At 38.3% G+C, this 10,905-nt stretch carries 9 protein-coding genes; 4 read left to right on the top strand and 5 right to left on the bottom strand.

The annotated features are described in order from the left end of the window. Positions 1 to 853 (top strand): leucine-rich repeat domain-containing protein (locus NEOC95_RS03825; RefSeq protein ID WP_213151686.1); only part of this gene is annotated, 853 nt, incomplete at its 5' end. A 259-nt stretch (positions 854 to 1,112) separates the two neighbouring features. Beyond that, positions 1,113 to 1,916 (top strand): transporter substrate-binding domain-containing protein, encoded by an 804-nt coding sequence (locus tag NEOC95_RS03820; protein WP_213151685.1) that lies wholly within the window; start codon positions 1,113 to 1,115, stop codon positions 1,914 to 1,916. 44 nt (positions 1,917 to 1,960) lie between these two features. On the opposite strand, the gene glgP is transcribed toward NEOC95_RS03820, so the two are convergent. Then, complete coding sequence (gene glgP, locus NEOC95_RS03815; RefSeq protein WP_166157250.1) at positions 1,961 to 4,519, bottom strand: glycogen/starch/alpha-glucan family phosphorylase; 2,559 nt, start codon at positions 4,517 to 4,519, stop codon at positions 1,961 to 1,963. Between the two features lie 1,104 nt (positions 4,520 to 5,623). On the opposite strand from glgP, the gene NEOC95_RS03810 reads away from it, so the two are divergent. After that, positions 5,624 to 6,025: a hypothetical protein gene (locus NEOC95_RS03810; protein WP_166157247.1), complete on the top strand. Its 402-nt coding sequence runs from the start codon at positions 5,624 to 5,626 to the stop codon at positions 6,023 to 6,025. Positions 6,026 to 6,187: 162 nt separating this feature from the next. Further along, positions 6,188 to 6,436 carry a hypothetical protein gene (locus NEOC95_RS03805; protein ID WP_166157244.1) on the top strand — a complete coding sequence of 83 codons (249 nt, stop codon included), beginning with the start codon at positions 6,188 to 6,190 and terminating at the stop codon, positions 6,434 to 6,436. A gap of 119 nt (positions 6,437 to 6,555) precedes the next feature. Here the strand turns inward: NEOC95_RS03805 and NEOC95_RS03800 are convergent, their stop codons facing one another. From NEOC95_RS03800 to NEOC95_RS03785, 4 genes are all read right to left on the bottom strand, one after another. Continuing rightward, entirely contained in the window at positions 6,556 to 7,941 is a 1,386-nt protein-coding gene (locus NEOC95_RS03800; protein WP_166157241.1) for an F-box protein, read from the bottom strand. A 153-nt stretch (positions 7,942 to 8,094) separates the two neighbouring features. Next, positions 8,095 to 8,622 carry a hypothetical protein gene (locus tag NEOC95_RS03795; RefSeq protein ID WP_166157238.1) on the bottom strand — a complete coding sequence of 176 codons (528 nt, stop codon included), beginning with the start codon at positions 8,620 to 8,622 and terminating at the stop codon, positions 8,095 to 8,097. A 79-nt stretch (positions 8,623 to 8,701) separates the two neighbouring features. Next, positions 8,702 to 10,150 (bottom strand): inorganic phosphate transporter, encoded by a 1,449-nt coding sequence (locus NEOC95_RS03790; protein ID WP_207391825.1) that lies wholly within the window; start codon positions 10,148 to 10,150, stop codon positions 8,702 to 8,704. A gap of 10 nt (positions 10,151 to 10,160) precedes the next feature. Beyond that, on the bottom strand, positions 10,161 to 10,838 hold the full coding sequence (locus NEOC95_RS03785) for a TIGR00153 family protein (protein ID WP_166157235.1): 678 nt from the start codon (positions 10,836 to 10,838) through the stop codon (positions 10,161 to 10,163). Positions 10,839 to 10,905 lie beyond the last annotated feature (67 nt).

Genomic DNA, 10,905 nt, shown 5'->3' with positions numbered 1-10,905 from the left:
GCTTACCACTCTTCCTGCAGAAATCGGGCAGCTATCTCAGCTGCAAAGGCTTGAATTAAATCAAAATAAGCTCACCAGCCTGCCTGCAGAAATCGGGCAATTGTCTCAGCTGCAAGAGCTTGAATTAAATCAAAACGAGCTCACCAGCCTGCCTGCAGAGATAGGGCAGCTTTCTAAGCTTGAAAGTCTTGACTTAAGCAGCAACCAGCTTACCTCCCCTCCTGCAAAGATATGGCAGCTGCCTAGGCTGAGACGTCTTTGCCTAGAAAACAACCAGCTTACCACTCTTTCTCCAGAGATAGGGCAGCTGTCTCAACTGCAATGTCTTTGCCTAGAAAACAACCAGCTTATCACTCTTCCTCCAGCGATAGGGCAGCTGCCTGGACTGGAATTTCTTTGCGTAGAAAATAACCAGATTACCACTCTTCCTGCAGAGATAGGGCAGCTGTCGTGGTTAAGTTGGCTTAACTTAGAGAATAACAAGCTTACCACTCTTCCTGTAAAGATAGGGCAGCTCTCGCAGTTACGTTGGCTTAACTTAGAGAACAATAAGCTTACCACTCTTCCTCCAGAGATAGGGCAGCTCTCGCAGTTACGTTGGCTTAACTTAGAGAACAACAAGCTTACCACTCTTCCTGCAAAGATAGGGCAGCTCTCGCAGTTACGTTGGCTTAACTTAGAGAACAATAAGCTTACCACTCCTCCTGCAAAGATAGGGCAGCTTACTGATCTTCAAAATCTTCGATTAAGCAGCAGCCAGCTAGTCCTCCCTCCTGAAAAGAAAGGGCAGCTCTGTCAGCTGCGTGTACTTTATACAGCGTGCAAGCAGTTTGACCTTTTTTTTTCAGAATAAGATTGCTCTCTTAGCTGCAAAAGCTTGGTTTGCAGCAAAATCAATTTGATTCTCTCTGTAATATCAGAAGATACCTACCTTTTAGAGAGGATAATAAGGAAAGGTGCGAATATATCATGACTAGAGGCTAGCTAATTAATTTTATAGATTTATTTATTGAGCAAAATCTGCTAAGATCTGCGGTTAGCACTTAAAGAAAATAATTTTCTTAAATAGCACTGGGGTTCGGACTATAATTAACAAGTACTGACATATCTAAGTGGAATCGACTAGTTTTTTAGCTTATAAAAATTTAATACGTATTTTTGTTATTCTTTTATTAGGAATCTTGCTGCTCATCGGGATTCGCTCTGGTTGCTTTTCTTCAAAGTATTTATCAAACTCTCAAAGCATAGTTATCGCACGTCATATCAATTGGAATGGTTTTGATTTTACTGGCAAAGAACTGAACGTCCAAGCCTTTGCTGAAGAGCTAGTGCTTGCTGCTGGTAAAGAAGCCAATCTGCGTATTCAATTTGTTCCTGCTAACCCCAATACCCTTTTAGAAGATCTTAGGGCGGGGAACTATGATGCCGTTTTCACTTTCATGGTACCTAATAGTCTTAATCGCCAAACCTATATTTTTTCCCATCCTTTATATAAATTAGGTTCCGTGCTTGTCGTGGACGAAAAATTTGATGCTCATCGCTTAGAGGATATGGATGGTAAAATTGTTGGTATTATTGCGGGAACTTCTTCCATTTATGATGTATCCCGTTATCCTTCTATTATCTTGGTAACTTATGAGAGCATGAATGCAGCTTTAGAAAATCTTAAAAACGACAAAATAGATGGTGTCATTATGGATATATGGCATGCACAAATGATGATCCATAGGTTTTATGATAATAAGCTAAAAATAGCCACAGCGCCTTTATCCCATCAAGGCCTTCGTTTAGTATCCTTAGATCATCCTAAATCGGAAGAATTTATTAATTTTTTTAACGAGGGGCTAGCGCGCGTCAAAGAAAAAGGTTTGTATAAGCAGCTTATACAAAAATGGGGCCTTTATGATAGCCCCTAATTTTAAAAAGCAAAATAATAAAAGCATTTATGAATGGGAAATGATTAACGGCCATACTGCCTATATTCGTGTTCTACCCTTCTCAGTATTTCAGGATCAGTAGGGCAAGGGCTTAAACCCCAAATCTTTTCGCAGTAATTTTTAATGGAAACATCTGTAGAAAATTTGCCCATTCCTGCTATATTGTGAATCGCATATTCTGCCCAAAGTAAAGGATTATCGTAAAGAAGCTCGACTTTCTTTTGTGTTTCAAAATAGCTTTCTAAATCCTTTAAAATAAAATAATGATCGGCTCCTGACCCGTAAAAACCTTCTAATAGTATTTGAAATATTCCATTAAAAGCTTGATGTTCCTGCTCATTATTGGCAAACGTATGATCTCGTAAGGTATTTAAGGCTGCTTGGATAGAGGGGTTTTTGTTATAGATTTCTTTAGGATTGTAAGAATGCTCGAATTGCATTTTTTCTATCTCAGCCCTCGAAGCACCAAAGGCAAAAGGCCACCATTTCTCAGTAATAGATTCTTTCATTTCTATGTTTGCCCCATCATCTGTGCCTATGGTTAAAGCTCCATTGATCGCCAATTTCATGTTACCTGTACCAGAAGCTTCCGTGCCGGCTGTAGAGATTTGTTCGGATAGATCGGTAGCAGGAATAATGATAGCAGCCCGCGAAACGTTATAATTTTCAATAAACACGACTTTCAAAAAACCTGCTACGGCAGGATCATGGTTGATCTTGCGGGCAACAGCATTAATGAGAAGAATAATATTTTTAGCCAGATCATAGGAGGCGGCAGCCTTTCCAGCAAATATGCATACTCTTTTTATCCTTTGATGTTGAGGATTTTTTAAAATTTCTTGGTAGGTCATGATGATATTTAAGATGTTCATCAATTGACGTTTGTATTCATGAATACGCTTAATTTGCACATCAAAAATAGCATCGGCTTCAATCAGGGGAGAGGGCACAACTAGGTCGCCTTTTTCATTGCGCTGCCTATTATTTTCATTAAGAAATTCTATTAACTGCTGTTTGTTTCTTTTTTTGATAGCCAAAAATTCTTCTTGGCTAGCCAGCTCGCTAGCAAAGTTAGCTAACTCTCCTATACTGGCAAAGTCCGTGATCCAGCCATCTCCAATGCGTTTAGTAATAAATTTAGAAAGCTCAGGATTGCATTCTAATAGCCAACGACGCTGAGTGACTCCATTGGTAACGTTAAAAAACTTTTCAGGAAACATCTCATAAAAATCTTTAAAAACTCGAGTTCTTAAAATTTCTGAGTGAATTTCTGAGACGCCATTGACTGAATGTGAGCCGATAACAGAAAGATTTGCCATGCGAATGCTTTGATTTTCTATGATAGACATGCGTCTTACCTTATCTTCATCACGAGGATATTTACTACGTACGGTATTACAAAATTCTTGGTTTAGCCTTTCAATAATCCGTAATTGTCTAGGCAACAGGTAGTTAAATAGATCTTTATCCCATACTTCCAGAGCTTCGCTAAGCACAGTATGGTTGGTGTATCCGGTACAGGCTTGTGTCATCTCTACAGCTGTTCTCCAAGGTAAGTCATGTTCTTGGATAAGCATGCGAATGAGCTCAGGGATTACCATGGCGGGGTGAGTATCATTAATTTGTATACGTACTTTATCAGCAAACGAGCGAAAGTTTTGATGATGAGCCAGATAATGGCGAACAATATCTTGTAATGAAGCAGAAACAAGCAAAAACTCTTGCTTTAAGCGCACCCTTTTACCTGTTTCGTGATGATCGCTAGGATATAATACGTCTGTTAAAGCGGAATTTTCAGCTGCTTGGTCCAAGCGACCGGCATTATAGCGTTGTAGCTGGAAATTACGAGGAGATTCTTTAGTCGTCCATAAACGTAAAGTTACGACAGAGTATTTATTATCTTTGGCATATCCTACGATAGGATAATCATAGGGAAGGGCTTGCACTTCTTCAAAGTCTTTTAGCTGGTAAATATCGTCACCGTGAATATTGTGGAGAGCAGTAGTATTTCCACAATATTTAACATGCACACGGCGGGTATCGCGGCGAAATTCCCAAGGGTTACCACTGATCAGCCAGCAATCAGGGGCTTCCACCTGCGCACCATTCCAAAGTTGTTGTTCAAAAATTCCATATTGATACCTTAGCCCATAAGCTTGAGCCGGATAATTTAAAGTAGCCAATGAATCTAAGAAACAGGAAGCAAGGCGTCCTAAGCCCCCATTGCCTAAGCCAGGATCGGCTTCATGGTAGATAATTTCGTTGTAGGAACGATTCAGCTTTTGCAGCACAGCTTGTACAATCTCTAGGGCTCTGAAATTGGTGACCCCATTATTTAGAATCCTTCCGGGCAGATACTCCATCGAAAGATAGTAAAGCATGCGGGTATCTTGCTTATTTTGTGTTCGGACCCCTGCTAACCAACGGATCATTACCTCTTCTCGAAGAGCATAGGAAAGGGCGTTATAAATTTCATCTGCATGCGCATCTTCAGCAATTCTACCGACAGTCGTAATCAGGTAGTGCTTGGTTTTATTTACAAGATTATCGACGATAGTATCTGTATCAATAGAGGCTGTCATAATGGATCTCCTTGGCTAATTTTAGCGTATATATTATCAACTTATTTTTTGATAAGTCTTTTGCCAAAATATTTACGCCCGCCCTGTAAAATAAGGCTTAAAGCTTTCCAAAATAAATTTTTTTAAGTCTTTAGTGTGAACGGATAATCATCTCTTTTCCCCTTAAAAAACCACCTCTTTTCCCCTTAAAATTAGTCTTTAAAATAAAAATATTTTTAATATTTATTAGTCCTTACAGGCTTGAATCTAGAGCTAAAATCTGATGAGTTTGCCTTTTATTAAAAAAGAATAGAGAAAATAAATGGAATAAGCCTGGTGTCTTCAAGTTGCTTTCTCTTTTTTAATCTATAAGCTGCTTGATATTATAAAAATTTAAAGGGAAAAGGCGCTTTTTCTTTCTTACTTCTTTATAGATCATAAAAATATAGCTTTTGTTTAAATTATTTTACCGACACTCCTACTAGGTCTTTGCATAAGTTAGAATCTTCCATTGGCTGCTTTTGTCTCTTAAAGGTAATTAAAATTACCTAACAAGGTGGCTAAATAAATATTTAGACCCTCCTTAAGCTTTTTTTTCGCTTTTCTTAAAAAAAAATTCTTTTCCTCCTTTAAAGCATGGAAGCTTAAGGGGCATTTATCATTTCTAGATCTCTTTTAACTTTCTCCATTCAAAAAGCTTTTTATTCCTCTCCTCAAGCAATTGGCGCATTATCAAAGGCAATTTGCTAAAGATCTAATTTCTAAGAGGAAAAAGGAGAGTCTTATGAATCATCCTATAGGCCCCCATTCTTCTCCGTCTTCTGAGCCCTTGCAAATAAAGAAGCCTAAAAAGGCCTAGAGAAGTTGACGAGAAAGGAAAAGAGAAGCAATTAGACGAAAGAGTAACTACAGTTTTTGTAAATCGAGTGAAGCAAGAAACTGAGGCACATCTGCAGTTTAAAGCTAATCTTTATACCTACCTGCAAATGAAAGAAGGGGATAGCGAGTCTTTGGCAATATTTCAATTCGCTAAAGAAATTTTTTCTTTGAAGCTCAGGCTTCCAGGCCCTTATTCAACTACAATAGGTTTCATCAGGAAAAAACTGGGCACCTATAGCGGCTACAGTGCATGTAGGTAAAGAAATTGAAGAAGTACTGAAGCACAGTTTACAGCAGACCGATGAAAAACTAGACATGCTCAGAGATTTAGAACAAAGCGTGCGAGCATTTGATAAGCTTCTTTTTACAAATAATCGCTACTCAATAGCTGAACTGCATGCTTCTCTGGTTGAAAAGTTCCTCCATTGTAGTGAAATAGATAATATAATTTCGCATATTCAAGAGTTGTTAGAAAGAATATCTAGCTTAGATGATTCTCATTCCCTTCCCCTTATCCTTCCTAATTTAGATGACACACGAGTAAGGCTTGCAGAATTTCCTCAAGATTTCCAAATGTTAGAAGATGAATATACAATTTATCAGCAGCAAGAAAAAGAAATTTATGGCCCAATAGATGAAAAAATTTAGTGTTTTGAGCAAGCAGTAAAGCAGAAAAAAGAGGTAATTGAAAAAATTGCAAACAAGCGTGAGAAATGTAAACTTGCAATAAATGAGGATTGGATTCTTTTAATAGACAAAGCTTCATCAGATTTTCCTCGAATAGAAAGAAAGCATAAAAGCTATCAACAAATGTCTAAAGAGCTAGAGGAAGCTCAGAGAAAATTCAATGCAGATAAGAAAGGACTTTCAGCTTGGCAGGAGAAAAGAGCTCGCTTAGTCTATCCTGGAGACGAGCAAATGCTGAAGCTTTCTCAACGGTATCTATTAGCTATAAAGAACTATTTTGGCTCTTCAATTTCTTTATCCGTTGATCCCTCTTCTTTCATCAAGCTTGAAGAATCTAGACATTTTATAGATGCTCAACTTCAAGTAACCTAACAACTCACTGAGACGCTTAGCCAAGAAATGAAGCAAGAAAAATATTCCTCTTATCGTTCTTATGAGCAGTTGCAATCTATTTTAATTAGCCAAACGCTTCAGATAGGCAAATAGTTTTCTTAAGCATAGGGAGGAGCCACTAAAATAGGCTCCTTTCCTTGCAAATGAGCAAAGTCCCATAGATGCAGCCATCCATGCTCATCACAAAAGAGTAGTTTGCGGCCATCGTAGCTAGCATGAATAGTATTAGAATTTACCCATGGATATGTGTTAGGCAGGAAGGGCAATATTATTCCACCATATTTTTTAGCTGGAGTATGTTGATAAAGTTCAAAACTCTTGAATTCAGGATGAAAAGTAGAGGCGAGGAAATGGTTTTCATCTAAAGCAAGAAAGCGCACAGAATCTATGTCGCCTATGTTTGATGACGTTAAAAAATTTCCATCATCAACATCATAAATTAAAACAAAAACTATACTTAATCCTACTCCTAAGCGCTTGCCATCATAACTAGAGGTTGTTAAAATTGACTTCTTATCCCCACATTTTTCCACAGGTCGTGGTGCCAAGGTAAACTCTATTTTCTTTTTTCCATTAGAAGCATCCCATATATGGCATCTTCTTTGTAAATCATCTTCACATAAAATAATGACTCGAGCTTCATCAAACTGGCAGAGTTCTTGATTAAGAGGGGACTTAAGGTTGCCTTCCAACGCCATAAGGCTGCTGGAGAAAGAGCTCTCTAGATTATTAATAAAATAAAGGCTGCCATCTAGACAGTGGATTAAGGCTTGATTATTTCGGCAGAGAATAAAATTGATCGGTGCCAAGGTAGTCTTGTAGCAGCTTAATCCTGTGCGTACATCCACAATTTTAAATTGCGTGAGATGAGAATTAACTAAAAATAAATGATTTTGAGCAAAGTAAGCCTCTTCAAAATTTTCAAGGTAACATAGAGAAGTTGTAGGAAAAGCCTCATTAACTTTCCAACGATAGAGCTGCCCTTCTTGCGTCACTTGAATAATATGGCCTTCTTGATAATGAATCAGACGAGAACTTTCCTCTTTCACATTATCATACACTAGCTGGCAACTTTTTTCGTCCAAGTGATAGATTTGCGCTGTACCTGCTGTAGCTTTTATAAAAGCAAACTGTTTCTCTCTTTTAAGTGCAAGGATTTTTCCTGAGAAATTAGGTAATTTGTAGATAGTCTCTCTACATTTATTTTTCGAATACTCGCCTTTCGTTAGCCTCATCGTTTGCGACATCTGCACTCTTTTCTTACAGATTTTTCGCCAGTTTTTTCCTGGAGAAGAAAAGTGGCTAAGGTTTTTCCAGCGTCGTTGGCAAATAGGCCGCCATAAAGAAGGATCTTGGGCCATTCGCTGCCAATGTTTGTTAACAAGGGCTGCAATCGGTAATTCTTTTTCATTTAGAAGGCTAAGAATCTTTAATTGCACCTCTTCGGGTATTTTTATGTGGGGGACAAAAGAAAGTGAATGCATATCTTTTTCCTATAAATTCCTTACAGATTATTTTTTGCAATCTCTTTTTCTCTATCTTTTCTATCCAACAAAGCGAGCAAAGTAGCTTCATAAGTTAAAGGGGCGCGAATTGGACCGAGTATCTGGCATAGATATTATAAAAGTTTTTATCCTTTAGCGTGATTTAACCTCTCTAGGCACTTCACGATGATGCCCCTCATAATAATAAGCAGAGAAAAATATAGGGAGATAGCCAATCACTTTTTCCTCTTTTTCTCCATCAATTTTAATTACTGCTTGATAGTGACGCATATTCCAATTTTGTTTAATAAAATCCTGTAGGGACGGCCATTGATGTTCTTTTATAAACTTAACAACAGTTACTTGCCCAGGATAGAGGGTAGGTAGGGGAATACTTTCTGTATGGAAAGTGCGACTTTGTAGTAAGTCTTCTAGTGGTTCGATCAAGACAAAGCGAATATAAACTTTTCCTGGAGCACTCGGCAAATTTCCGACATTCTTTATCTCAGCTTGTAGGGTAACTGCGGAGCCAGGATGGATTTTCATTGTTTTAATATCGCTAGGATTAGTTGAAGCTGCATGTAGGTGAGCTTGAAGAATAGCCTTAGGGCGAGGAGCCTCTGCATACATGCCAGATTGGATAACGAGTGAGTATAAGATAAACAGAAGAATTTTATTCATTTTAAAATTATCCTAAAAGAACGGTTAAAAATTCAATAAAGCTTTAAAGTCCTGCCATAGGTAGGTAAGGCGTAGCAGTTTAAATGACGGTAATAAGATACATTATAGCATTAAAAAAGCCTACAGCTATTAAAGCACCTGTAGGTACAGTCACTAGCCAGGAAATCATGATATCGCGTGTCATACTTAAGTCTAGAGCTTCTAAACCTCGTGCTAATCCTACGCCTACCACAGATCCCACCAACGTATGCGTAGTAGAAACAGGTAACCCTAATCTTGAAGCAAGTACCACTGTAGTGGCTGCGCCAAATTCTGCTGCGAAACCGCGAGTAGGAGTCAGTTCAGTAATTTTTTTACCAATTGTTTCAATGACACGCCAGCCCCAGGTAGCCAATCCTACTACGATTCCTACTCCCCCTAAAGCTAAGGCCCACACAGGCGTAGTGCTAGTGGTAATAACGGTATTATTAATGAGAACTTGGATGCCTTGGGAAAGAGGTCCAATCGCGTTGGCTACATCATTTGCACCATGCGCAAATGCCATTAAGCATGCGCTCATGATTTGAAGATAGCCAAAAATTTTCTCAACGGTAGCGTATTCAGATTTGTGTACTTCGCCATCGCTGGATTTCTTGATTGTGGTCGATACATTATCAACTTCATTTAGCAAGATAGATAAATGATAATGCATTTCATTTCCTGAGACTGTTTCTCTGGCCCTTAACAAATGCTTCCTAGCTTTATCTAAGGACAAGCTAGTCTCAGCATTACACACAGGCTGCTGGCACCGTGTAGGTGCGGAGATATTGCGTAAAAGTAGATAACTTATAAAAGAGCCGATCGTTCCTAAAAAAGCTGAGAAAATAAGGGCTTCTAAGAAGGTAAATTCTAAGTTTAAATTTTGCAAGCCTTTAAAAACCAGGATAAGGCCCATTACTATGACTGTTAAGAAAACGATCATAGGAGTAATCTTTTGGGCAGACCTGATAGGGTTAGGCGTATAGAAAATCTTCTTTCTTAGAATATTAAAAATAAAGTAAGAAATGATTCCACCCAGAATAGGGGAAATCACCCAGCTAGTGATAATAAATAATATATTTTCCCATTGTATTGCCTCTAATCCTCCTACAACAATGCCAAACCCTACAATTGCTCCTACAATGCAATGAGTAGTAGAAACAGGCCATCCAAAGTAGGAGGCAATCTGCAACCACATGCCTGCGGCTAGCAAGGAAGCTAGCATCCCATAAACTAAGATGCGTGGTTCATAAGCAAATAGAGTAGAGTCGATAATGCCTGTTTGAATAGTATCAGAGACATGGGACCCAAAGAAAAAAGCCCCTGAAAATTCTAGAAGAGCTGCGATGACTACAGCTGTTTTCAACGAAAGTGCGCCAGAACCTACAGAGGTTCCCATTGCATTTGCTACATCATTAGCTCCAATGCTCCATGCCATATAAAAGCCTGCTAGCAAAAGAAAGATGAGTAAAAGCATGTTTTCAGGTATCAATAGAATGTCGGGTATCATTCAATCTCCGTTATTGCAGTTCTAAGGTGAGTCTTACACGGTTAGCCAGCTTCTCAGATATATCGGAAAGAGCACCAGTTGTTCCAAAAATCTTTTGCCATAAATAAAAGGTACTATGCGTCATCTCGTTTTCAGAATGATAGAGGTTTTTCAAAAGTTTACGTTGAAGAATATCTACCTCATGTTCTTTAAAAGCTACCTTTTCTACCATACTTCGAACTTTTTCCGCTTCCACCCCTCCAAAGGAGGTTTCGATGAGTTCGTGTAATTCGTTAATAATTAGCCTTGCTTCTTCAAAAGATTCCATATTTTTAACAAGGAATAGATTAAATTCATTTTCGAAAATGGGCAATATTTCTAAAGGTTTCAACGTTGAAAGAACCCCTAGGTCTTGGGCTTTGTCAGCAATATCGTCCTGTAAAGATAAGATATCTAACAAATGCTGCCTTTCAATAGGTAGGTAAATATTTTTAGGTAGATGATTGCGAATATGGTTTTTAGCTAGATCGGCATGATGCTCTTGCTCAGATATTTTTTCTGCGATCTTTTCAACGGCAGCATAATCTTTATTTTTCATCGCTTCGAATAAACTAGGTAGCATTTGTACGCAGCTATTAACGATCTCCATATGAGACTGCAAAGGAGCAAAAGGAGAGCGACCAAAAATGCCTAAAATTGTTTTTAGCATAATTTTAACCTAAAATAATGAATTATAGGTAAACGATACAATAAAAGCGAATTTTGAATAAAGAAAG

The sequence above is a fragment of the Neochlamydia sp. AcF95 genome (assembly GCF_018342455.1).
Classification (GTDB): domain Bacteria; phylum Chlamydiota; class Chlamydiia; order Chlamydiales; family Parachlamydiaceae; genus Neochlamydia.
Note: the sequence above shows the minus strand (reverse complement) of the source record. Positions and strands in the feature narration are given on the sequence as shown.